This window comes from Pseudomonas sp. FP2338, assembly GCF_030687515.1.
In the GTDB taxonomy this organism is placed as follows: Bacteria; Pseudomonadota; Gammaproteobacteria; order Pseudomonadales; family Pseudomonadaceae; genus Aquipseudomonas; species Aquipseudomonas salomonii.
Genome location: NZ_CP117436.1, coordinates 786,996 through 809,896, shown reverse-complemented (window position 1 = coordinate 809,896; position 22,901 = coordinate 786,996). Strand labels below are relative to the sequence as shown.

General features: G+C 60.9%; 23 protein-coding genes. 14 read left to right on the top strand and 9 right to left on the bottom strand.

The window, feature by feature from the left end:
* Positions 1-505: 505 nt before the first annotated feature.
* Complete coding sequence (locus PSH96_RS03440; RefSeq protein ID WP_305457525.1) at positions 506-1,999, bottom strand: CoA-acylating methylmalonate-semialdehyde dehydrogenase; 1,494 nt, start codon at positions 1,997-1,999, stop codon at positions 506-508.
* A 39-nt stretch (positions 2,000-2,038) separates the two neighbouring features.
* Positions 2,039-3,388, bottom strand: a complete 1,350-nt coding sequence (locus PSH96_RS03435) for an aspartate aminotransferase family protein (RefSeq protein WP_305457523.1) — start codon at positions 3,386-3,388, stop codon at positions 2,039-2,041.
* A gap of 125 nt (positions 3,389-3,513) precedes the next feature.
* Between PSH96_RS03435 and PSH96_RS03430 the strand changes: the two genes are divergently transcribed.
* The 4 genes from PSH96_RS03430 to PSH96_RS03415 all read left to right on the top strand — a co-directional run bounded on the left by PSH96_RS03430 (position 3,514) and on the right by PSH96_RS03415 (position 7,258).
* Positions 3,514-4,434 carry a LysR family transcriptional regulator gene (locus PSH96_RS03430; RefSeq protein ID WP_056860412.1) on the top strand — a complete coding sequence of 307 codons (921 nt, stop codon included), beginning with the start codon at positions 3,514-3,516 and terminating at the stop codon, positions 4,432-4,434.
* A gap of 88 nt (positions 4,435-4,522) precedes the next feature.
* Positions 4,523-5,917: a uracil-xanthine permease family protein gene (locus tag PSH96_RS03425; RefSeq protein WP_305457521.1), complete on the top strand. Its 1,395-nt coding sequence runs from the start codon at positions 4,523-4,525 to the stop codon at positions 5,915-5,917.
* A gap of 87 nt (positions 5,918-6,004) precedes the next feature.
* A complete protein-coding gene (locus PSH96_RS03420) occupies positions 6,005-6,664 on the top strand; it encodes a TetR/AcrR family transcriptional regulator (RefSeq protein ID WP_017134724.1) in 660 nt (219 codons plus the stop codon).
* Between the two features lie 12 nt (positions 6,665-6,676).
* Positions 6,677-7,258 (top strand): YigZ family protein, encoded by a 582-nt coding sequence (locus PSH96_RS03415; protein WP_065930576.1) that lies wholly within the window; start codon positions 6,677-6,679, stop codon positions 7,256-7,258.
* A gap of 66 nt (positions 7,259-7,324) precedes the next feature.
* Here the strand turns inward: PSH96_RS03415 and PSH96_RS03410 are convergent, their stop codons facing one another.
* The gene (locus PSH96_RS03410) at positions 7,325-7,741 is read right to left on the bottom strand and encodes a hypothetical protein (protein WP_305457518.1); all 417 of its coding nucleotides are present in this window, start codon (positions 7,739-7,741) and stop codon (positions 7,325-7,327) included.
* 83 nt (positions 7,742-7,824) lie between these two features.
* Here PSH96_RS03410 and PSH96_RS03405 point away from each other — a divergent pair, with 83 nt between their 5' ends.
* From PSH96_RS03405 to PSH96_RS03395, 3 genes are all read left to right on the top strand, one after another.
* Complete coding sequence (locus PSH96_RS03405; RefSeq protein ID WP_305457517.1) at positions 7,825-8,175, top strand: MerR family transcriptional regulator; 351 nt, start codon at positions 7,825-7,827, stop codon at positions 8,173-8,175.
* A 25-nt stretch (positions 8,176-8,200) separates the two neighbouring features.
* A complete protein-coding gene (locus PSH96_RS03400; protein ID WP_069786916.1) occupies positions 8,201-8,887 on the top strand; it encodes an SDR family oxidoreductase in 687 nt (228 codons plus the stop codon).
* 232 nt (positions 8,888-9,119) lie between these two features.
* Positions 9,120-10,478 (top strand): 8-oxoguanine deaminase, encoded by a 1,359-nt coding sequence (locus PSH96_RS03395; RefSeq protein WP_305457515.1) that lies wholly within the window; start codon positions 9,120-9,122, stop codon positions 10,476-10,478.
* 134 nt (positions 10,479-10,612) lie between these two features.
* Here PSH96_RS03395 and PSH96_RS03390 read toward each other — a convergent pair whose 3' ends face one another.
* The gene (locus PSH96_RS03390; protein WP_305457513.1) at positions 10,613-11,704 is read right to left on the bottom strand and encodes a calcium:proton antiporter; all 1,092 of its coding nucleotides are present in this window, start codon (positions 11,702-11,704) and stop codon (positions 10,613-10,615) included.
* Positions 11,705-11,898: 194 nt separating this feature from the next.
* On the opposite strand from PSH96_RS03390, the gene PSH96_RS03385 reads away from it, so the two are divergent.
* On the top strand, positions 11,899-12,852 hold the full coding sequence (locus PSH96_RS03385) for an adenosine deaminase (protein WP_017134717.1): 954 nt from the start codon (positions 11,899-11,901) through the stop codon (positions 12,850-12,852).
* Positions 12,853-12,974: 122 nt separating this feature from the next.
* Here PSH96_RS03385 and PSH96_RS03380 read toward each other — a convergent pair whose 3' ends face one another.
* The 3 genes from PSH96_RS03380 to PSH96_RS03370 form a co-directional block, all read right to left on the bottom strand.
* Positions 12,975-14,351: an MFS transporter gene (locus PSH96_RS03380; RefSeq protein ID WP_305457512.1), complete on the bottom strand. Its 1,377-nt coding sequence runs from the start codon at positions 14,349-14,351 to the stop codon at positions 12,975-12,977.
* Between the two features lie 102 nt (positions 14,352-14,453).
* A complete protein-coding gene (locus PSH96_RS03375) occupies positions 14,454-15,140 on the bottom strand; it encodes a helix-turn-helix transcriptional regulator (RefSeq protein ID WP_305457511.1) in 687 nt (228 codons plus the stop codon).
* Between the two features lie 148 nt (positions 15,141-15,288).
* On the bottom strand, positions 15,289-16,203 hold the full coding sequence (locus tag PSH96_RS03370; protein ID WP_305457509.1) for a LysR family transcriptional regulator: 915 nt from the start codon (positions 16,201-16,203) through the stop codon (positions 15,289-15,291).
* Positions 16,204-16,321: 118 nt separating this feature from the next.
* Here PSH96_RS03370 and PSH96_RS03365 point away from each other — a divergent pair, with 118 nt between their 5' ends.
* The 3 genes from PSH96_RS03365 to PSH96_RS03355 all read left to right on the top strand — a co-directional run bounded on the left by PSH96_RS03365 (position 16,322) and on the right by PSH96_RS03355 (position 18,113).
* On the top strand, positions 16,322-16,615 hold the full coding sequence (locus PSH96_RS03365; RefSeq protein ID WP_305457508.1) for a putative quinol monooxygenase: 294 nt from the start codon (positions 16,322-16,324) through the stop codon (positions 16,613-16,615).
* A gap of 156 nt (positions 16,616-16,771) precedes the next feature.
* A complete protein-coding gene (locus PSH96_RS03360; RefSeq protein ID WP_305457506.1) occupies positions 16,772-17,785 on the top strand; it encodes a zinc-binding alcohol dehydrogenase family protein in 1,014 nt (337 codons plus the stop codon).
* A gap of 145 nt (positions 17,786-17,930) precedes the next feature.
* On the top strand, positions 17,931-18,113 hold the full coding sequence (locus PSH96_RS03355) for a hypothetical protein (RefSeq protein ID WP_017134711.1): 183 nt from the start codon (positions 17,931-17,933) through the stop codon (positions 18,111-18,113).
* Positions 18,114-18,121: 8 nt separating this feature from the next.
* On the opposite strand, the gene PSH96_RS03350 is transcribed toward PSH96_RS03355, so the two are convergent.
* Positions 18,122-19,315, bottom strand: coding sequence for a multidrug effflux MFS transporter (locus PSH96_RS03350; RefSeq protein WP_305457504.1), 1,194 nt, complete (start codon positions 19,313-19,315; stop codon positions 18,122-18,124).
* Positions 19,316-19,402: 87 nt separating this feature from the next.
* Positions 19,403-19,600: a heavy-metal-associated domain-containing protein gene (locus PSH96_RS03345; RefSeq protein WP_056860425.1), complete on the bottom strand. Its 198-nt coding sequence runs from the start codon at positions 19,598-19,600 to the stop codon at positions 19,403-19,405.
* 147 nt (positions 19,601-19,747) lie between these two features.
* On the opposite strand from PSH96_RS03345, the gene PSH96_RS03340 reads away from it, so the two are divergent.
* From PSH96_RS03340 to cueR, 3 genes are all read left to right on the top strand, one after another.
* Positions 19,748-20,128, top strand: a complete 381-nt coding sequence (locus PSH96_RS03340) for a hypothetical protein (protein ID WP_069786911.1) — start codon at positions 19,748-19,750, stop codon at positions 20,126-20,128.
* Positions 20,129-20,193: 65 nt separating this feature from the next.
* A complete protein-coding gene (locus PSH96_RS03335; RefSeq protein ID WP_305457501.1) occupies positions 20,194-22,410 on the top strand; it encodes a cation-translocating P-type ATPase in 2,217 nt (738 codons plus the stop codon).
* Positions 22,407-22,808 (top strand): Cu(I)-responsive transcriptional regulator, encoded by a 402-nt coding sequence (cueR, locus tag PSH96_RS03330; protein ID WP_305457499.1) that lies wholly within the window; start codon positions 22,407-22,409, stop codon positions 22,806-22,808. The genes PSH96_RS03335 and cueR overlap by 4 nt, the downstream gene beginning before the upstream one ends.
* Positions 22,809-22,901: the final 93 nt, after the last annotated feature.

The window sequence follows — 22,901 nt, the reverse complement described above, 5'->3', positions numbered from 1 at the left end:
TCGCGGAGTAACTTGTGATGCTGATAATCTTGTTGACTATCAGTCTGACTCCACAAGCACCCACACGAATTGCTTGATTCAGTTGTTAAAGAGCGGTTGGTTAAGATCTTTCGTCTCAACCGAGGCGCGCATTCTACAGCAGCCTCATTTGCTGTCAAGTGGTTATTTTCAGAAGTTTTCGAAGAATTCCTCAACAACTTCAACCACTTGCGCTTACGATCTCTCGTTAGCGGGAGGCGAATTCTACAGCGTTACACGCTGCTGTCAACACCTCTTTTTCAACTTCCTTTTGGCTTCGATGAACTGAAGTAACCTGCTGCCGAAAACTTCATAACTCTTTGTTTATCAAGGAGTTTTCCGTTTCGACTGCGCCGGAAGTGGGGCGAATTATAGACAGATATAAAACGCCGTCAATCCCTTTCGTTCACATTTCTGTCATATCGGTCAAAAAGGCCGCGAAAGCACAAAAGCCGGCCCCATGGGGCCGGCTTTCACCTGCAGCGCCTTACAGACTCGGGAAGGCGAACTGCGACGCTTCATGGCTGGCCCGTTGCGGCCAACGCTGGGTAATCGCCTTGCGACGGGTATAAAAACGCACCCCATCCGGCCCATAGGCGTGCAAGTCGCCAAACAGCGAACGCTTCCAGCCGCCAAAGCTGTGGTAGGCCACCGGCACCGGCAATGGCACGTTCACACCGACCATACCCACTTCGATCTCATCACAGAACAGCCGCGCCGCCTCACCGTCACGGGTAAAGATGCAGGTGCCGTTGCCATACTCGTGATCGTTGATCAGCTGCATCGCCGCTTCCAGGCTATCCACCCGCACCACGCACAGCACCGGCCCGAAGATCTCCTCCTTATAGATGCGCATCTCAGGCGTCACGCGATCAAACAGGCTGCCACCCAGGAAGAAGCCCTCTTCATGCCCGGCAACACTCAAGCCGCGGCCGTCGACCACCAGCTTGGCACCCGCCGACACACCGTCTTCTATATAGCCGCTGACCTTGTCCCGCGCCTGCCCCGTCACCAACGGCCCCATATCCAGGCCGCAAGTGGTGCCCGCACCAATCTTCAGTGCCTTGACCTGCGGTACCAACTTGGCGATCAACGCGTCCGCTACCTGGTCGCCCACGCACACGGCCACCGAAATCGCCATGCAACGCTCACCGCAGGAACCATACGCCGCGCCCATCAAAGCGCTAACCGCGTTATCCAAGTCCGCATCCGGCATCAGCACCGCATGGTTCTTTGCCCCGCCCAGCGCCTGCACGCGCTTGCCACGCTTGGTCGCTTCGGAATAGATGTACTCGGCAATAGGCGTCGAACCCACAAAACTCAGGGCTTTGACTTCCGGTGCTTCAATCAGCGCATCCACTGCGCCCTTGTCCCCGTGCACCACGCTCAGCACGCCTTTGGGCAGACCGGCTTCCTGTAGCAGCTGCGCAATCAGCAGCGTGGAGCTTGGATCACGCTCCGATGGTTTCAGGATGAAACAGTTACCGCACACGATCGCCAGCGGGTACATCCACAGCGGCACCATCGCCGGGAAGTTGAACGGAGTAATACCCGCCACCACACCCAGCGGCTGGAAGTCGGACCACGCATCAATGTTGGGCCCCACGTTACGGCTGTACTCGCCCTTGAGAATCTCCGGCGCCGAGCATGCGTATTCGACGTTCTCAATGCCGCGCTTCAGTTCACCGGCGGCGTCTTCAAGCGTTTTACCATGCTCCTCGCTGATCAACTGCGAGATACGCGCTTCGTTCTGCTCCAGCAATTGCTTGAAACGAAACATCACCTGGGCACGCTTGGCTGGCGGCGTATTGCGCCAGGCCGGGAACGCTGCCTTGGCCGAGTCGATCGCCTGTTGAATGGTTTCACGGCTGGCCAATGGCACCTGGTGAATCACCTGGCCGGTGGATGGGTTGTACACGTCGGCACTACGGCCGCTGTCATTGACCAACTCACCGTTGATCAAATGCTGGATAGGGCTCATGCAGGGCTCCTGAAAAGTTGTTCTATATAGAAGGAGAAATCAGTCGATCTTGTTCAGCACTTCGCCGACCGCGTCGAACAGGCGATCCAGGTCCTGCGGCTTACTGTTGAAGGTTGGCCCGAACTGTAGGGTGTCACCGCCAAAGCGCACGTAGAAACCGGCTTTCCACAAGGCCATGCCGGCCTCGAATGGACGCACGATGGCATCACCGTCGCGCGGGGCAATCTGGATCGCGCCGGCCAGGCCGTAGTTACGGATGTCGATCACATTCTTGCTGCCCTTCAACCCGTGCAGCGCATTCTCAAAGTGCGGGGCGACTTCGGCTACGCTCTGCACCAGGTTTTCCTTCTGCAACAGGTCCAATGCCGCCAAGCCAGCCGCGCAAGCCACCGGGTGCGCCGAGTAGGTGTAACCGTGGGGGAACTCCACCGCGTATTCCGGCGTCGCCTGGTTCATGAAAGTCTGATAGATCTCGCTGCTGGCAATCACCGCGCCCATCGGGATCGCGCCGTTGGTAACTTGCTTGGCGATGCACATCAGGTCCGGGGTCACACCAAAGCTGTCGGCGCCGAACATCGAGCCGGTACGGCCGAAACCGGTGATCACTTCATCGAACACCAACAGAATGTTGTGTTGGTCGCAGATCTCACGCAGACGCTTGAGATAACCCTGTGGCGGCACCAGCACACCCGCGGAACCGGCCATCGGTTCAACAAACACCGCCGCGATGTTCGACGCGTCGTGCAACTCGATCAGCTTGAGCAGCTCATCGGCCAAGGCGATACCGCCCTGCTCCGGCATGCCACGGGAGAACGCATTGCTCGCCAGCAACGTGTGCGGCAGATGGTCAACGTCCATCAGGCCCTGACCAAAGAGCTTACGGTTGCCGTTCACACCACCCAGGCTGGTCCCGGCAATGTTCACACCGTGATAGCCACGAGCGCGGCCGATCATCTTGGTCTTGGTGGCCTGGCCTTTCAGGCGCCAGTAGGCACGCACCATCTTCACGGCGGTATCGGCGCACTCAGAACCCGAGTCGGTGAAGAACACGTGGTTCAGGTTGCCTGGGGTCAGGTCGGCGATCTTTTCCGCCAGTTGGAAAGACAACGGATGACCGTATTGGAAGCCCGGGGAGTAGTCCAGGGTGCCCAATTGCTTGGAGACGGCTTCTTGAATCTCCTTACGGGTGTGCCCGGCGCCACAGGTCCACAGGCCCGACAACGAGTCGTACACCCGACGGCCCTTGTCATCAATCAACCAGCTGCCTTCAGCGCCGACGATCAGGCGCGGGTCGCGCTGGAAGTTGCGGTTGGCCGTGTAAGGCATCCAGTGCGCATCCAACTTCAATTGGCTGGCCAGGGACGATGGGGCGTTTTCGGGCATGTTCATCAGCAAAACCTCGCAGGGCAAAAGGCAGCGTCGGGATTGAAAAGCGTTGTTGCAGCTAAATTGCCACGGCGATAAAGTCGGTGAAATCCAACTCTTCTAACCTTCAGTCAGGCCTTCACTAAACTATGAGCAGCCGTCGACCCGACCCCCTGGCCCAAGTCAGCGACTTCGATATCCGCCTTCTGCGTATCTTTCGCAGCGTGGTGGAATGCGGTGGTTTCTCGGCGGCAGAAACCGTGCTCGGCATTGGCCGCTCGGCCATCAGCCAGCAAATGAGCGACCTGGAGCAACGCCTTGGATTGCGCCTGTGCCAGCGCGGGCGTGCCGGTTTCTCGCTGACTGAAGAAGGCCGCGAGGTCTACCAATCGGCCTTGCAGCTATTAAGTGCGCTGGAAAGCTTTCGCACCGAGGTCAACGGCCTGCACCAGCACTTGCGCGGCGAACTGATCATCGGCCTCACCGACAACCTGGTCACCCTGCCCCACATGCGCATCACCCACGCCCTGGCGCAGTTGAAGGAGCGCGGCCCGGACGTGCAGATCCAGATCCGCATGATCGCCCCGAATGAAGTGGAACAAGGTGTACTCGATGGCCGCCTGCATGTCGGCGTAGTGCCCCAGGCGAGTGCCTTGTCGGGCCTGGAATACCAACCCCTGTACAGCGAACGTTCGTTGCTCTACTGCGCGGTCGGCCACCCGTTGTTTTACGCGGAAGACAAGCAACTGGACGACCCACGTATCGACAGCCAGGACGCCATCGCCCCGACCTTCCGCTTGCCCGCCGAAATCCAGGCCCATTACCAGGCACTCAATTGCACCGCCAGCGCCTCGGACCGCGAAGGCATGGCGTTCCTGATCCTCACCGGCCGCTATATCGGCTACCTGCCCGACCACTACGCCAGCCTGTGGGTACAACAAGGCCGACTGCGCGCGCTGAAACCGGCTACGCGTTTTTACGATTTGAGCCTCGCATCGGTCACGCGCAAGGGTCGCCGCCCTCATTTGGTGCTGGAAAGCTTTCTCGAGAGCCTGGCGGCAACGCGCTAACACGGGCCTCTCGCTAAAAGCTGAGCAACTGGACAGCTTTTTGCAAGGGAGCCAGGACCTTGAACCGTCCGCCCTGAGTTTGCCCGCCATGCCACCAGAAACCTTGAGCCCCAACGACCTGATCTACGGCCTGAACGACCGCCCGAAGCCACTGCCCGCAATACTGGCTGCCTTGCAACATGTGCTGGCAGCCTTCGTCGGCATCATCACCCCGCCACTGATCATCGGTTCTACGTTGGGGCTTACCGCCCACCTGCCCTACCTGATCAGCATGGCGTTGATGGTGTCCGGCGTGGGCACGTTCATTCAGGCACGCAGGCCATTTGGTATCGGCGCCGGGATGATCTGCCTGCAAGGCACCAGCTTTGCGTTTCTCGGTGCGGTGTTGTCAGCAGGCTTTCTGGTGAAGCAACGCGGCGGCAGCCCGGAAGACATCATGGCGATGGTCTTCGGCGTGTGCTTTTTCGGCGCGGCGGTACAGATCGTGTTGAGCCGTTTCATCGGGCAATTGCGCCGTGTGATCACGCCCCTGGTCACCGGCATCGTCATTACCTTGATCGGCATCAGCCTGATCAAAGTCGGGATCACCGACCTGGGCGGCGGGTTCAACGCGCCCGACTTCGGCGCGCCGACCAACCTGGCCTTGGGGCTGTTTGTCGTATTGACGATCATCTTGCTCAACCGCTCGAACACGCCGTGGGTGCGCCTCTCGGCAATCATCATCGGCCTGGCCCTCGGCAGCCTGGCCGCGTGGTTCAGCGGCAAGCTGGTGCCCCAAGCCTTGCCCGACTTGCCATTGATCAGCGTACCGATGCCATTTCGCTTTGGTTTCAACTTCGACTGGAGCGCCTTCCTGCCCATCGCGCTGATTTATCTGATCAGCAGTATCGAAACCGTTGGCGACCTCACCGCCAACTGCATGATCGCCCGCCAGCCCATCAGCGGCCCTTCTTATATAAGCCGGCTCAAAGGCGGCGTGCTGGGTGATGGCGTCAGTTGCCTGATCGCCGCCACCTTCAGCGCATTCCCCAATACCACGTTTGCGCAGAACAACGGCGTGATCCAACTCACCGGCGTGGCCAGCCGTTACGTCGGCTTATACATTGGCGTGCTGCTGTTCTGTCTCGGCTTGTTTCCATTGATCGGCGCGGTGCTGCAGCAAATCCCCAAACCGGTATTGGGCGGCGCCACCCTGGTGATGTTCGGCAGCGTGGCCGCCGCCGGCGTGCGCATTCTGGCCCAGGCGCCGCTGGACCGACGCAGCATGCTGATCATCGCCACCTCGTTCGGCGTCGGCCTGGGCATCGCCGCCCAACCTGAGTTGCTGCACTTGATGCCGCCTCTGGTGCAAAACCTGTTCGACTCGGCCATCACCAGCGGCGGCCTGACGGCCATCCTGTTGTGCCTGTTATTGCCCGAGGCCAAAGCGGCTGCGATTGGCGCAAACCACGCGCCGGAAAGCGACACACTGGAACCGCTTTGACGGTTTTATTGCATCGGGACTTGTCTGAGGCTTGAGGGTGGGTTATCTGTGCACACGTCGTCTCTATCGATCAGCACGGAAACCTCCATGAGCCTCGAAGTTCCTGCCCACAGCAACCACGCCGGTAAACCTGCCAGCCGTATTCGGCAAAAGAATGAACAAGCGATTCTCCAGGCGGCTGAAGACGAATTCGCGCGCCATGGCTACAAAGGCACCAGCATGAACACCATTGCCTCGAGTGCCGGGCTGCCCAAGGCCAACCTGCATTATTACTTCACCAACAAGCTCGGCCTGTACATTGCGGTACTGAGCAATATCCTCGAACTGTGGGACAGCACCTTCAACGCGCTGACCGCCGAGGACGACCCCGCCGTCGCGCTGACACGCTACATCCGCACCAAGATGGAATTCTCCCGACGCCACCCGCAAGCCTCGCGGATCTTCGCCATGGAGATCATCAGCGGCGGCGAATGCCTGACCGAATATTTCAGCCAGGACTACCGCGCCTGGTTCAGTGGCCGCGCAGCGGTGTTCCAGGCGTGGATCGAAGCCGGCAAGATGGACCCCATCGACCCCGTGCACCTGATCTTCCTGTTGTGGGGCAGTACCCAACATTACGCCGACTTCGCCACCCAGATCTGTCGCGTCACTGGTCGCACCAAGCTGACCAAGCAGGACATGGAAGACGCCGGCACCAACCTGATCCATATCATCCTCAAAGGCTGCGGCATCAAGCCGGCCCTATAAACGAAGCGACTTATGCCTTTCACGCTGACCGGCCTTTGCGAATTTCGTGAAGAAATACGCAAAAGCCGCTTTATCACCTTGGCCGCGCCGATCACCAGCGCGCAAGACGCCCAGGCGTTTTTCGAGCAGCACAGCGACCTTAACGCCACGCACAACTGCTGGGCCTGGAAGCTCGCCGACCAGTACCGCAGCAACGACGATGGCGAGCCCGGCGGCACGGCCGGGCGGCCGATCCTGGCCGCCATTGAAGCCCAAGGCTTTGATCAGGTCGCCGTGCTGGTGATTCGCTGGTACGGCGGCATCCAGCTGGGCACCGGCGGGCTGGCCCGCGCCTACGGCGGCGGCGCCAACAAATGCCTGCAGAATGCCGAACGCATCGAGCTGATCAGCCGCGTGCCGCTCAGTTGTGCCTGCAGTTTCTCGGAATTGAACCTGGTGAAACTGCGCGTGGCCGAACTGGGCGGGCTGGTGGTGGAAGAAACCTTCACCGCCAACGGCGTCGAGCTACAGCTCGCACTCGGCGAGGCGCACATCGACACGCTGCAAACCCAGCTCGCCGACCTCAGCCGTGGGCGCATCCTGCTCGAACGCTGAAACTGCCCACATCTACTGTGCACCTGCCTGTGGATAACCTGAGCACACCCGCCTGTAACCCTTCTGTCACAAGGGCTTACGGGCGCCGATCATTTTTTGATCAGTATTCACCGGCACTATTTGCGCAACGCCCCACAGCACTTCCAGCAACAGAATTATCCACAGCACGGACGTGGCGCCCTGCATCAGCGCGTACAGCTGCCAGGTCGCAAACAGCCCACGGCCGGCCGCGTCATACAGCCCGAATTGGCGTTGAGGGTCGCGAATACGCAGCACTGCCCACACGCACACAATCGAACCGAGCAGGTTGGCCATCAGCACATGCGCAGGCAGAAACGGCGGTAGCTCGCCCCCCAAGTTCAAGCCCTGCAGCAGGCCGTGCACTAATGCAAAACTCCACGGCGTGACAAACGCCGCGGTGATGATCAAGTCATACCAGGCGCTGGCCCGCACCAGTGTTCGGTAGTGTTTTTGTGTCCACATAGCAGCAAGCTCCTTCAATTCAAGAAGCCAGCAGGCTAAAGCCTGGAGTATGCTCCAGGGTCAAGCCCTCTCGAGCCCGTCTCATGCGTATCGGCGAATTAGCCCAGGCCAGCCAGGTCAGCCGCGACACCTTGCGCTTCTATGAGCAGCGCGGGTTGATCGCCGCGCAACGCAGCGCCAACGGTTACCGCGACTACCCGCCGGACATGGTGCAACTGGTGCTCTATATCAAGACTGCGCAGCGCCTGGGCTTCAGCCTCGGCGAGATCGGCACCAGCGTCGCCGCCTTATGGCAGGCACCCGATCCCGACGCTGCCGTCACACAATTGCTGCAAGACAAGCTCAACCTGATCGAAACCCGCATCACTGAACTCGGCCATCTGCGCCAGGAGTTGCAGCAAAGGCTCGGGCAACGTTGTCCATTAAATCCGTGAACCTCCACTCCCAAGGAAGCCTTTCATGTCTACGCCAAAAACCGCACTGATCATCGGCGCCTCGCGCGGGCTGGGCCTTGGCCTGGTCAAGCAATTGCTGCAGGACGGCTGGGAGGTGACCGCCACCGTGCGTGACCCGAACAAGGCCGATGCGCTCAAAGCCGTGGGCCAGGTGCAGATCGAGAAGCTGGACATGGACGATCAACAAGCCGTGATCGCCTTGGCCCAACGCCTGAAAGCGCGCACCTTCGACCTGCTGTTCGTCAACGCCGGCGTCAAAGGCCCTGCCAACCAGGAGCCGGGCCACGCCACCCTGGCGGAAGTCGGCCAGCTGTTTTTCACCAACGCCGTGGCGCCAATCAACCTGGCCCAGCGCTTTGTCGGGCAGATCCGCAAAGACACCGGCGTGCTGGCGTTCATGAGTTCGGTACTGGGCAGCGTGACTATTCCCGATGGCTCCGACCTGGCGCTGTACAAGGCCAGCAAGGCTGCACTCAACTCCATGACCAACAGCTTTATCACGCAACTGAGTGACCCTAAACTCACGGTGCTGTCGCTGCATCCAGGCTGGGTGAAGACCGACATGGGCGGCGAAAACGCGCACATCGATGTCGACACCAGCGTGCGCGGCCTGGTGGATCAGGTGAATGCCTACACCGGCAAAGGCGGCCATCACTTCGTGGACTACAAAGGCGACACCATCGCCTGGTAAGCCACGGTCGAAATGTGGGAGGGGGCTTGCTCCCGAAAGCGGTGTATCAGTCAGCCCATGTATTGACTGAACCACAGCATTCGGGAGCAAGCCCCCTCCCACATTGACTCAGTAGACCCAACCGCCAACAACACGTAATCTACCCCCCTCGCCCTCACCGGCGACCCTGGATCAGCAGACAGGGCAACACTGAGCTGGCAAACCTGAACCCATCATTCAGAGGAGCCGGCCAATGCCTGCGACCCGTATCTGGTTAAAAAACCCCCTCGCGATTTTCACCGCCAATGGCCTCGACGCCCGTGGTGGCCTGGTGCTGCAAGACGGTGTGATCACCGAAGTGCTGGGCTGGGGAAAAGAACCCACCGTGCCCTGTGCACAAGTGTTCGATGCACGCGAGCATGTGGTGCTTCCCGGCCTGATCAACACCCACCATCACTTCTACCAAACCCTGACCCGCGCCTGGGCGCCGGTTGTGAATCAGCCGCTCTTCCCGTGGCTGAAAACCCTGTACCCGGTCTGGGCACGCCTGACCCCGGAAAAACTCGCGCTGGCGTCCAAAGTCGCCCTCGCAGAGTTGCTGCTGTCTGGCTGTACCACGGCGGCAGACCACCATTACCTGTTCCCTGACGGCCTGGAAAACGCCATCGATGTGCAGGTGCAAAGCGTGCGTGAACTGGGCATGCGCGCCATGCTCACTCGCGGCTCCATGAGCCTGGGCGAAGCCGATGGTGGCCTGCCGCCGCAGCAAACCGTGCAACAAGGCCAGGTTATCCTCGAAGACAGTCAGCGCCTGATCCGCGAATACCACCAGCGCGGCGATGGCGCGCAAATCCAGATCGCCCTGGCGCCCTGCTCGCCGTTTTCGGTCACCCCGGAAATCATGCAAGCCAGCGCCGAACTGGCCAACAGCCTCGACGTGCGCCTGCACACGCACCTGGCCGAAACCCTAGACGAAGAAGACTTCTGCCTGCAGCGTTTTGGCCTGCGCACGGTGGACTACCTCGACAGCGTCGGCTGGCTTGGCCCGCGCACCTGGCTGGCCCACGGCATTCACTTCAACCCGGACGAGATCGCCCGCCTCGGCGCGGCCGGCACCGGTATCTGCCATTGCCCAAGCTCGAATATGCGCCTGGCTTCCGGCATCTGCCCGACCCTGGACCTGCTCGCCGCCGGCGCGCCGATTGGCCTGGGCGTCGACGGTTCGGCCTCCAACGATGCCTCGAACATGATCCTCGAAGCGCGCCAGGCCCTGTACATCCAACGCTTGCGTTACGGCGCGCAAAAGATCACCCCGGAAGGCGTGCTGGGCTGGGCCACCAAAGGTTCGGCGCAGTTGCTGGGGCGCACGGATATCGGTGAGTTGGCCGTGGGCAAACAGGCTGACCTGGCGCTGTTCAAGCTCGATGAGCTGCGTTTTTCCGGCAGCCATGACCCGATTTCGGCGCTGCTGCTGTGCGGCGCCGACCGCGCGGATCGGGTGATGATCGGCGGCAAATGGCGGGTGATCGATGGACAGGTTGAAGGGCTGGACCTTAAAGGCTTGATTGCCGATCACAGCCAGGCGGCGAAACAGCTGATCGCCGGCACCTGAGCCCTGCACAAAGCCAACTGTGGGAGCTGGCTTGCCTGCGATGCAGACACCTCGGTCTATCAGCCATACCGAGTTGATGCCATCGCGGGCAAGCCCGGCTCCCACATGGGTTTCAGGCTGTGCTTGAGGGCCGGTTACACCCCAAGCAACGACAACATGATAAAGGTCGCAAACAACACAAAGTGCGTCATCCCTTCAATGGCATTGGTTTCGCCATCGTTGAGGTTGATCGCACTGACCACCAGCGTGATCAACACCATCACGGTCTGCACCGGCGTCATCGCCATCTGGAACGGCTGGCCGGTGTAGAGCGCCATGGCTTCCATCACCGGCACCGTCAGGATCACCGTCGACAACGATGCACCCAGTGCAATGTTGACCACCGACTGCATGCGGTTAGCCAAGGCGGCACGCAACGCTGTGAGAATTTCCGGCGCGGCCGAAATCGCCGCCACCACAATCGCGGTAATCACCGGCGGTGCGCCCGTGCCTTCCAGGCCCAGGTCCAAGGTCTTGGACATCACCTCGGCCAATGCGCCAATCACAATCACGCCAAACACCAACGTACCGATGGAAAACGCCAGGTTGATCGGCGGCTCCTGCTGTTCTTCCGGCTGCTTTTTGCGACGCTTCTCCGGGTAGCTGTAGCTGAAGAAATAACTGTGCGGCCCCACCTGCATGCGCAGGAACAAGGTGTAGAGCAACACCATCGCGCCGATAGTGAAGGCGGAGTAAATTTTCCAGTCGGCTTCGGGGATAAATTCCGGTACCACCATCGACACGCCCATGGCGGTGAGGATCATCACGCTGTAACTGCGTGCCGAATCATCGTTGTAGGACTGTTCGCCATGCTTGATGCCGCCCATCAGCGCGGCCAGGCCAAGGATGCCGTTGATATCGAGCATCACCGCCGAATAAATCGTGTCGCGCACCAACGTCGGCGACGGCTCGTTGCTCATCATGATCGCCAGGATCACCACTTCCACCAGCACGGCAGCGAGGGTGAGGATCATGGTGCCGTAAGGGTCACCGACTTTTTCCGCCAGTTGCTCGGCGTGATGGGCGACGCGCATCGACGCCATGACAATAAAAGCGATGAGTGCCATGCCGCCGAGCAGGGCGATCATCTGCCCGCTGTGCAGCATCCAGTGCTCCAACGGGTAGGCGGCGATGGCAGCGATCAACGCCAGCCACATGAATTTTTCTTGCTTGAGGGATGTGAGCATTCCGGGCCTTTTTGTGCAGCAAATCAGTCATTGATGGGGTACAGACTGCGCCACTTCGCTAACGTTTCGTTACATCTTAGTTCAGAGGGCCCTTGCGCGAATAAAACCAATACTCTCCTGCTGGTCAGGTTTTGCCGATTATTTCCGCCATGGCCTGTAGAATGTCGGCATTGCACCTGATGAGAATTTAGAACATGTACGATTGGCTCAACGCCCTGCCCAAGGCTGAATTGCACCTGCACCTGGAAGGCTCGCTGGAGCCTGAGTTGCTGTTCGCCCTGGCCGAACGCAACAAGATTGCACTGCCGTGGAATGACGTCGAAACCCTGCGCAAGGCCTACGCCTTCAACAACCTGCAAGAGTTTCTCGACCTGTATTACAAGGGCGCCGATGTGCTGCGCACTTCCCAGGATTTCTATGACCTGACCTGGGCCTACCTGCTGCGCTGCAAAGAACAGAACGTGATCCACACCGAACCGTTCTTCGACCCGCAGACCCACACCGACCGTGGCGTGCCATTCGAGGTGGTGCTCAACGGCATCGCCGCTGCGCTTAAAGATGGCGAGCAGCAACTGGGTATCACCAGCGGTTTGATCCTGAGCTTTCTGCGCCACTTGAGCGAAGCCGAAGCCGAGAAAACCCTCGACCAGGCGCTGCCGTTCCGTGACGCGTTTGTGGCCGTCGGCCTGGACAGCTCGGAAATGGGCCACCCACCGAGCAAGTTCCAGCGCGTGTTCGACCGTGCCCGCCATGAAGGCTTCCTTACCGTGGCCCACGCCGGTGAAGAAGGCCCGCCCGAGTACATCTGGGAGGCCATCGACCTGCTGAAAATTCAGCGTATCGACCATGGCGTGCGCGCCATCGAAGACGAACGTCTGATGCAGCGCATCATCGACGAGCAGATCCCGTTGACCGTGTGCCCGCTGTCCAACACCAAGCTCTGTGTGTTCGACGACATGGCCCAGCACAACATCCTCGACATGCTTGAGCGTGGCGTGAAGGTGACGGTGAACTCGGATGACCCGGCGTACTTCGGCGGCTATGTCACCGAGAACTTCCACGCGCTGTACACCTCCCTGGGCATGACCCAGGACCAGGCCAAACGCCTGGCGCAGAACAGCCTGGATGCGCGGCTTGTGAAGCCATAACTGCATACACGCAGTTCAATAAATGTGGGAGCTGGCTTGCCTGCGATAGCGGTGTATCAGCCAGCCATTAGCTGCCTGAGCCACCGCTATCGCGGGCAAGCCCGGCTCCCACATTGACCTCATCAGCCTTGAGAGTGGGTCAGTTCTTCCAGGGTCTTGCCCTTGGTTTCCATCCCAAACACCCACACCACCAGCGCCGCCACCGCAAAACACAGCGCGCCCAAAGCAAACACTCCGCCCTGCCCGGTTATCGGAAACACCAGCCCGGTCACCAACGGCCCCAGCAATGACCCGACCCGGCCAATCGCCGAGGCAAACCCGGAACCGGTGGCCCGCGCAGAAGTGGGATACAGCTCCGGCGTGTAGGTGTACAGCACCGCCCACATGCCAAACAGAAAGAACTGCATCAACAGCCCCGAGGTAATCAGCAGCCCCACGTTGCCGCCAAACACCGCGCTTTGCCCATACAGAAACGCCATCACCCCGCCGCCCAGCAGCGTCACTACACACACCGGTTTACGGCCCCAACGCTCCACCAGCCAGGCCGCCATCAAGAAACCCGGTATCCCGCCAAGTGAAATGATCACCGTGTAATACACCGACTGCGTCACGGCAAAACCCGACTGCTGCAACAGCGCACTCAGCCAGGACGTCAGCCCGTAGAAACCCAGCAGCGCGAAGAACCACACGCTCCAGATCATCATCGTGCGCTGGCGATACTGCGCCGACCACAGTTGCTGGAACGCCGAGAAAAACGTGCCTGGCACGCTCTCAACTCGTGGCAAGGCGATCGGCTCCGGCAAGTCCGTACGCCCCAACGAGTCGCGTACTTTCTGCTCAATGCCGAGCAACACCTTGTCCGCCGCCTCATGCCGCCCGGCCTGTTCCAGCCAGCGTGGCGACTCCGGGATAAAAAAACGAATCGCCAGCACAAACACCGCCGGCACCGCCAACACCAGGAAGATGTCGCGCCAGCCAATCACCGGCAGCAAAAAGTAGGACAGCACACCCGCCGCCACAAACCCCAACGGCCAGAAGCCATCCATCAAGGCGATGTAACGCCCACGGCCCTTGGCGGGAATCAGCTCCGAGAGCATCGACTGCGCAATCGGGAATTCCATGCCCATGCCGATTCCCAGCAAGATGCGGAACAGCGTCAGCGTTTCCACCGTCTGCGCCGTGGAGCACAGGTAACTGGCGACGCCCCACAACACGATGCTCCACTGAAACACCGGCTTGCGCCCGAAGCGGTCGGCCAGCATGCCGGACAACGACGCACCGACCACCATGCCGAAAAAACTCGAACTGGCGAGTAAACCGGCCTGGGCCGTACTCAGGCCGAACTCGGTTTTTATCGAGCCCAACAGGAAGGTCATCATCGCCAGGTCCATGGAGTCGAAAAAAAACGCCAGGGCGATGATGATGAAGATGATTCGGTGGTAACCGCTGATGGGCAACCGTTCCAGCCGCTCTGCCGCGCTATAGCCTTGCATACCCATGCCGCACCCCTGTGTGAAAAATCCCCAAGGCGAGTGTGCGGTATCGTTTTACCCGGTTATTGCTGGATACGACCTGACTGCAACTCTGAACGACGCACGCACCTACGCCGTGGCCAGACGGTTGATTTCCGTAAGCCCCAGGTCCGTCACCAGCAAGGCGCGCGACTCGTTGACCGCGTTGATCCAGCCGCACTGCAAAAACAACTGCAACAACCCGGCGCCCAATGCGCCCCCCAGGTGCGGCTGCTGCTGGCTCCAGTCAAAACAGTCACAGGCCAACGGCGCAGACAGCGCCTGGGTAAAAATGCCCAGGGTCGCGAAGTGCTGCGCGCCGGTGACGGTCACGTCGGTACGCTGTTCGTAGCGGTCGATCCAGCCGGCTTCCAGCATGCGCTGATAAAGCCCCGCCGCCAGCTCACCGCCCAGATGCCCCTGGCATAAACGCGCGCGCCGCAACGGTGGCGGTGCCAGGGATACACGCGGGCAAACCTGCGGCGTACTGCGTGCGGCACAGGCCAGGGTGGTACAGGCCAATGCGTCGACGGCAGCACTGACATCAGCGGCGGCCACGCGAAACCAGCGCTTGCCACGCTTGGCCTCGCTGCGCAGCAGACCGCTGCCGATAAGGCGCGCCAGATGCGCATTGGCCGAGGCGGCGGACAGGCCGGCGAGCATAGCCAGTTCGTCTGCGGTTTTCGCCGAACCGTCCATCAGTGACCAGAGCATGGCGGTGCGCTTGGGCTCAGCGAGCAAGCTGGCGATCTGACTGATGCAAGGTGCTTCTTCCATGTATTCACTCCTTGTAAATCATTTGTCTGCTGCGGTTGGAACCAAAGTATAGGGGCGCAAACCGCCTATTCCGCGGCGTCCGACAGCGCGAATGGGGACAGGCTCTGAGTGAAATTTCCGGCTTTGGTGGAGGCTATTGCCTAACGCTCTATCGCCCTGACCTTTGGGCGGTCAATGCCGCACAACGGGACACGAGCATTTCCCGCAGCAGATTGATCGGTTTGCTCAACTGCGCACGGTGGGCGCACAGCAGGTTGAGCGGCGTGCGCTCACCGCGCAGCTCCGGCAAGACCAGGCGCAGGCGCCCTGCGAGCACGTCGGTACTTACATCCAGCCAGGACTTGTAGGCAATGCCGACACCCGCCACCGCCCAGCGGCGCACCACATCGGCGTCGTCACTGAAGCGGTCACCGCTGACCGTCAGGCCGACCTCGCGCTTGCCGTCGTAAAAGCCCCAATGGTCGTGGACGCGGCTGCCCAGCATGTACAGCAGGCAATTGTGTTGCGCCAGCTGCTCAAGATGCCGGGGCTCGCCATGCCGTGCCAGGTAACTGGGCGCGGCGCACAGCACGCGAATATTGTCCGGGGCGATGGGCAGCGCGACCAGGCTGGAATCTTCAGGCTCGCCGTAGCGCAGGGCGATATCCACCGGCTGACGGAACAGGTCGGCGATGCGGTCGCCGAGCAGCAGGCGGATGTTCAATTGCGGGTACTCCAGCTGAAACTCATCGAGCCACGGCAACAGTTGGTTGCGCCCGAAATCCGACGGCGCCGACAGTTGCAGCACCCCGCTGACATGGTCCTGGCCGCTGGCCAACAGGCGTCGCCCCTCGTCCAGCGAACTCAGCGCGGCACGGGCATATTCCAAAAAACCCTCGCCTTCGGCGGTCAAGCGCAAACTGCGAGTGGAACGCGCCAGCAAGCGCGTGCCCAGTTGCTGTTCGATACGCTTGAGCGCCGCGCTGGCCACGGCAGGCGAGAGGTCCATGATGCGCGCGGCGGCCGACAAACTGCCGAGGTCTGCCGCCCGCACAAACAACTGCAAATCATCAAAACGCAGCATGTACCCTCGCCTATTATCAAAATTTCATTGAAACAGACTGCTGTTTTAGCCGCTTTTATCGGCGCTGGAAATAGCTAATCATCTGCCCATCCCGTTCATCACGTGTCTGGAGTTGAATATGTCCGCTGCCTTTAACGTCATCGCCACGCTGATCGCCAAACCCGGCCAGCAGGCCAGTTTGGAAACCCTGCTGCGCGGCCTGTTGGAACCGACTCGCCTGGAAGCCGGTTGCGAGCAGTACGACCTGCACCAGGACCTGCAACACCCGGAAACCTTCTACATGCTCGAGCGCTGGAGCGACGACGCGGCGCTGGCCGACCACGACCAGAGCGCGCATATCCAAAATTTCCGCGCCAAGGCTGCGGATGTGCTCGAGCACTTCGAACTCAAGCGCCTGAAATTTCTTGCCTGATCAACTCATCAGCGAGTTTTTGTGGCGAGCAAGCTTACTTGCGCTGGAGTGCGAAGCGCTCCCCGACAGGTTTTGGGGCCGCTTCGCAGCCCAGCGGGAGCAAGCTCCCTCGCCACATTTAGTCTGACGCTCGACCACCTTTTTCCCGGAACTATTATGAAAGCCATTGCCTACTACGCCTCACTGCCGATCAGCGACGAAAAATCCCTGCAAGACATCCAACTGCCGGAGCCGGTCGCCGGCCCGCGTGACCTGCTGGTGGAAGTCAAAGCCATCTCGGTCAACCCGGTGGACACCAAAGTGCGCCAGAACGTCGCCCCTGAAAACAGCGCCGCCAAGGTGCTGGGCTGGGACGTGGCTGGCGTAGTCAAGGCGGTCGGCAGCGAAGTGACGCTGTTCAAGGCCGGCGACAAGGTGTTCTACGCCGGCTCCCTGGTGCGCCCAGGCGGCAACAGCGAACTGCACACCGTGGATGAGCGCATCGTCGGCCATATGCCCAAGAGCCTGGGTTTTGCCGAAGCCGCCGCACTGCCACTCACCGCCATCACCGCCTGGGAGCTGCTGTTCGAGCGCCTGCAAGTGCGTGAAGGTAAAGAAGATGAGGGCCAGAGCCTGCTGATCGTCGGCGCCGCCGGTGGTGTGGGTTCGATCCTGACCCAGCTGGCCAAACAGCTCACCGCGTTGAACGTCATCGGCACCGCCTCACGCCCGGAAACCCAGGAGTGGGCCAAGGCGCTCGGCGCCGATGTGGTGATCGATCACAGCCAGCCGCTGAGCATCGCCCTGAAAAACGCCGGCCAGCCCCAAGTGACCCACGTCGCCAGCCTGACCCAGACCGACCATCACCTGGACGAACTGGTCGAAGCCCTGCAGCCGCAAGGCAAGCTGGCGTTGATCGACGACCCCAAGGTGCTGGATGTGAGCAAACTCAAGCGCAAGAGCCTGTCGTTGCACTGGGAGTTTATGTACACGCGCTCGATGTTCGAGACGCCGGACATGATCGAACAGCACAACCTGCTCAACCGCGTGGCCGAACTGATTGACGCCGGCACCTTGAAAACCACGGTGGGCGAGCACTTCGGTGTGATCAACGCGGCAAATCTGCGCCGCGCCCATGCGTTGCTGGAAAGCGGCAAGGCCAAGGGCAAGATCGTATTGGAAGGGTTCTAAAAAACGCCTGTCAGCATCGTCCATTATTCATGTGAGTAATGGACGACACCGCTAGTCAGAGAGTTGATCTTTGTCATATTTGCGAACGCATTCGGGTTTATATTGGCCGCCTTTGCCACGATTCTTTTACGTGAGGAAGTCAGCAATGAAGATCCTGATAAGAGCGTTAGCAAAATCCCCAGGCAACAAATGGCAGGTCAGCCTCGACGGCGACGCCTTCACCTTCCGCAGTGAGGCCGAGGCCCGCGCCTTTGCCGACACCCTGCAAGCGCGCATCCAGGCGCCCCACCGCATTCCCCTCAGCCAGCAACGTTCCGCCGCCGGCTGATCCGCACCTCAGACCTGCGCCTGTACGGCCCTCGCCCGTTGCAGGCGCTGGGTCGACACCGCAATCGTCACCGCCAATACACCGCACAAGCTGATGACCATCGCCATCGGCATCGCCGTGCCGTCGTGCAACACGCCGACCAACGACGCCGCACCTGCCGCCACACCAAACTGAATGCAACCAAGCAACGCCGAGGCGCTGCCGGCCCGTGCGCCCTGCCCGGCCATGGCACACGCCGAGGTGTTGGGCAAAATGCAGCCAAGGCTGGCGATGCAGATAAACAGCGGCACCAGTAACGGCCACAACGCCTCGGTGCGCAGGGCGGCAATGCCCAACAGCGTCAACGCCGCTGCCACGTAGACCCACACGGTGCGCGACAGCAAAAATGCCGGGCCACGCTTGGCCAGCAACCGCGCATTGAGCTGCGCAACCAAAATGAAGCCGGCGGCGTTGGAGCCAAATACCCAGCCGTAATGCTCGGCGGGCACGCCATAGAGTTTGATAAAGACGAACGGTGAACCGGCAATGTAGGCGAACATCCCGGCAATCGAGATACCGCCGGTGAGGGCGTAACCCAGATAAACCCGGTCCGACAACAGGCTGACATAGCGGCTCAGCGAGCCGGACAGCGGTTGACGCGGCTTGTCGGCCGGCAAGGTTTCCGGCAACCCGACCGCAACAGCGATGGCGGCCATCACGCTGAAGATCGACAGCGCGAGGAAAATCGACTGCCAGCCCCACAGGCCGACCATCACCCCACCCGCCAACGGCGCAAGGATCGGCGCCAGGCCGGTCACCAGCATCAACTGCGAATAGACCTTGGCCGAACCCACGGCATCACATTTGTCGCTGACCACCGCCCGCGAAATCACCATGCCCGCGCAGCCGCCAAGGGCTTGCACAAAACGCGCGCCGATCAACCAGTCCAGGGACGGCGCGTAGGCACAGGCGAAAGACGCCAGGGTAAACAGGGTCACGCCGCTGAGCAGCGGCACACGCCGACCAAAACGATCCGCCAGCGGCCCGTAGATCAACTGGCCGATGGCCAGCCCGCCGAAGTACACGGCGAGGGTCAGTTGGATGTGTTTTTCGTCGGTGGCAAAGGCGGTGGCCATGGCCGGAAAGCCCGGCAGGTAAAAATCGATCGCCAACGGCGCGAAGGCGCTCAAGGCGCCCAGAATCAGGATTATGCGGAGGTTCATCAGACACCCAAGTGAGTCGGCAGCCCGACAGTCTAGCCGCGCTTGGGTGTGATGAACATTACGATAGCTCGCTAACTATCGGAAAATTTACGCGAGCTTGGCGCTGTAGCCTTCTTCGGTGATCAGCGCGATAACTTGCTCGGCGGACAGTCGGCTTTCAACCCCGACTTCCTTGGCGGCCAGGTTGACGTTGACGCTCGCCGCCGGGTCCTGGCTCTGTACTGCTTGAGTGACCGCTCTAACACAATGGCCGCAGGTCATTCCTTCAACGCTGAATACTTGCATGACATGACTCCTTTGATGAGGTTGGGACCAGTCTCGACCTTGCCACGATGGTAAGGTCAAGCGCTCAAAATAGCGGCCGTGCTGGTATTCCGGCGTAGCCTCGGCCAAGCTTCACGCATCTTGGATTTGAACCACGGAGCATTCGCCATGCGCTGGTCGTTTTTTAGCCTTATCGGCCTGTTGAGCTTGTCCGCCGCTGCGCCCATGGCGTACGCGGACCAGGACTATGCGGTGTTGATCATTTCCCGCGAGCGCCTGGAAGTGCCGACCAATTGCGAAATCGGCCTGTATATCCAGGACCAACTGGCCGGGCGTCTGTTCCAGGAACAGGCCACGTCGTTCAACTTGCCGGCGGGCAATGTATCGCTGCGCCTCAAGTTGCTGCCCGGCCAATCGCCAGGTTGCCTGCCGGGCATGCTCGCACCGCCTGCGCAGAACATCACGCTTAAAGCCGGCGATGTGCGCAAAGTACGCATCGCGCAAGGCCCGGATGGCATGTACTTGAAGAATGCCGCACTGGATTACTGAACACGCTTGACCTTCCCCACAGGTCAAGGTTGATGCTAGGGGCAACTTCTCTGGAGGACTGCCCCATGAATGGATCCACCACCTTTGACCTGCCCATCAGCGGCATGACCTGCGCCAGTTGCGCCGGGCGTGTCGAGCGCGCGCTGGGCAAGGTGCCGGGGGTGCAAAGCGTCAGCGTCAACCTGGCCAACGAACGTGCCCACGTCGAAGTGCTGGGCCAGATGGACCCCGGCGTGTTGATCGCCGCCGTCGACAAGGCCGGCTACACCGCCACCCTGCCGCAGAGCGAAACCGTCACCGACGCTAAACAGGCCCAGCGTCTGCACCACGAGCGCTGGTCGTTGTTGTTGGCCATCGCGTTGGCGCTGCCATTGGTGCTGCCGATGCTGGTGGAGCCGTTCGGCCTGCACTGGATGCTCCCGGCCTGGGTGCAATTCGCGTTGGCCACTCCGGTGCAATTCATCTTTGGCGCGCGCTTCTATAGAGCGGCCTGGAAAGCCGTGCGCGCCGGTGCTGGCAATATGGACCTGCTGGTGGCCATCGGCACCAGCGCCGGTTATGGCCTGAGCATTTATGAATGGCTCACCGCGCCCGTGGGCACTATGCCGCACCTGTATTTCGAAGCCTCAGCCGTGGTGATCGCCCTGGTGTTGCTGGGCAAATACCTCGAAAGCCGCGCCAAGCGCCAGACCGCCAGCGCCATCCGTGCCCTCGAAGCCCTGCGCCCGGAACGCGCGATTCGCGTGTTTGAAGGCCGTGAAGAAGACGTCGCCATCACGGCGCTGAAGCTCGACGACCTGGTGCTGGTCAAACCCGGCGAGCGCTTTCCGGTGGACGGTGAAGTGGTGGAAGGCCAAAGCCATGCCGATGAGGCCTTGATCAGCGGCGAGAGCCTGCCCGTGCCGAAACAGCCGGGCGACAAGGTCACCGGCGGCGCCATCAATGGCGAAGGCCGTTTGCTGGTCCGCACTCAGGCGCTGGGCGCAGAGAGCGTGCTGGCGCGGATCATCCGCCTGGTCGAAGACGCCCAGGCCGCCAAAGCGCCGATTCAGAAACTGGTGGATAAGGTCAGCCAGGTCTTTGTGCCCGCCGTGTTGGTGCTGGCCCTGGTTACGCTGGTGGGCTGGTGGTTGTACGGCGCCTCGCTGGAAACGGCGATCATCAATGCCGTCGCGGTCCTGGTGATCGCTTGCCCATGCGCTCTGGGCCTGGCCACGCCGACCGCAATCATGGCCGGCACCGGCGTCGCCGCACGCTACGGCATCCTGATCAAGGACGCCGAAGCACTGGAGCGCGCCCATGCCGTCAGCGCCGTGGTGTTCGACAAGACCGGCACGCTGACCTCCGGCGCGCCAAAAATTGCGCACTTGGCGGCGGTGGACGGCAATGAAGATCTCTTGCTGCAACAGGCCGGCGCCTTGCAACGCGGCAGCGAGCACCCGTTGGCCAAGGCCGTGCTGGATGCGTGCAGCGAAAAAGGGCTGAATGTGGCGGACGTGAGTGCCAGTCAGTCCCTGACCGGCCGTGGCATTGCCGGTACGCTCGATGGCCGGCAACTGGCCTTGGGCAACCGCCGCATGCTCGAAGAGAACGGCTTGAGCGCAGGTGATCTGGCCGAGTCTGCCAACGCCTGGGAAGCCGAAGGCCGCACCTTGTCGTGGTTGATTGAACAAGGCGCATACCCACGCGTGCTGGGGCTGTTTGCGTTTGGCGACACCCTCAAGGCCGGCGCATTGGACGCCGTGGAACAACTCAAGGCTCAACACATCAGCAGCCATTTGCTCACTGGCGACAATCGCGGCAGTGCCCGCGTGGTAGCCGAGGCGCTGGGCATCGATGATGTACACGCCGAAGTGCTGCCGGCCGACAAGGCCGCCACCGTGGCCGAGTTGAAAAAGACCGGCGTCGTCGCCATGGTCGGCGATGGCATCAACGACGCTCCGGCCCTGGCCGCCGCCGATATCGGCATCGCCATGGGCGGCGGCACCGATGTGGCCATGCACGCCGCCGGTATCACGTTGATGCGCGGCGACCCGCGCCTGGTGCCGGCCGCGCTGGAGATCAGCCGCAAGACCTACGCAAAAATCCGCCAGAACCTGTTCTGGGCCTTTGTGTATAACTTGATCGGCATTCCCCTGGCAGCCTTCGGCCTGCTCAACCCGGTATTGGCGGGTGCGGCCATGGCCCTGTCCAGCGTCAGTGTGGTGAGTAATGCGTTACTGTTAAAAACCTGGAAACCGAGCACTTGGAAACCAGAGCATTTGGAGGATCAACGCCCATGAACATCGGCCAGGCCGCCCGCCAGAGCGGGCTGAGCGCCAAGATGATTCGCTACTACGAATCCATCGGTCTGCTCAAAGCCGCGCATCGTACCGACAGCGGCTACCGCGTGTATGGCAGCGATGACCTGCACACGTTGGCGTTTATCAAACGCTCGCGGGATCTGGGGTTTTCGTTGGAAGAAGTCGGCAAGCTGCTGACCTTGTGGCAAGACCGCCAGCGGGCCAGCGCCGATGTAAAAGCCTTGGCGCGCCAGCATATCGAGGAACTGAACCAGAAGATTCTGGAGCTGGGGCAATTGCGCGATACCTTGCAGGACCTGGTGAAACACTGCCAGGGTGACCATCGACCGGATTGCCCGATTCTCAAGGAGTTGGCGTCGGGCAGCTGTTGCGCCTGATCTGATCTGCACAAAACAAATGTGGGAGCCGGGTCATGTGGGGGCCAGCTCCCACACAAGCCAGCTCCCACAATTTCTAGATCTCCAGTTGCC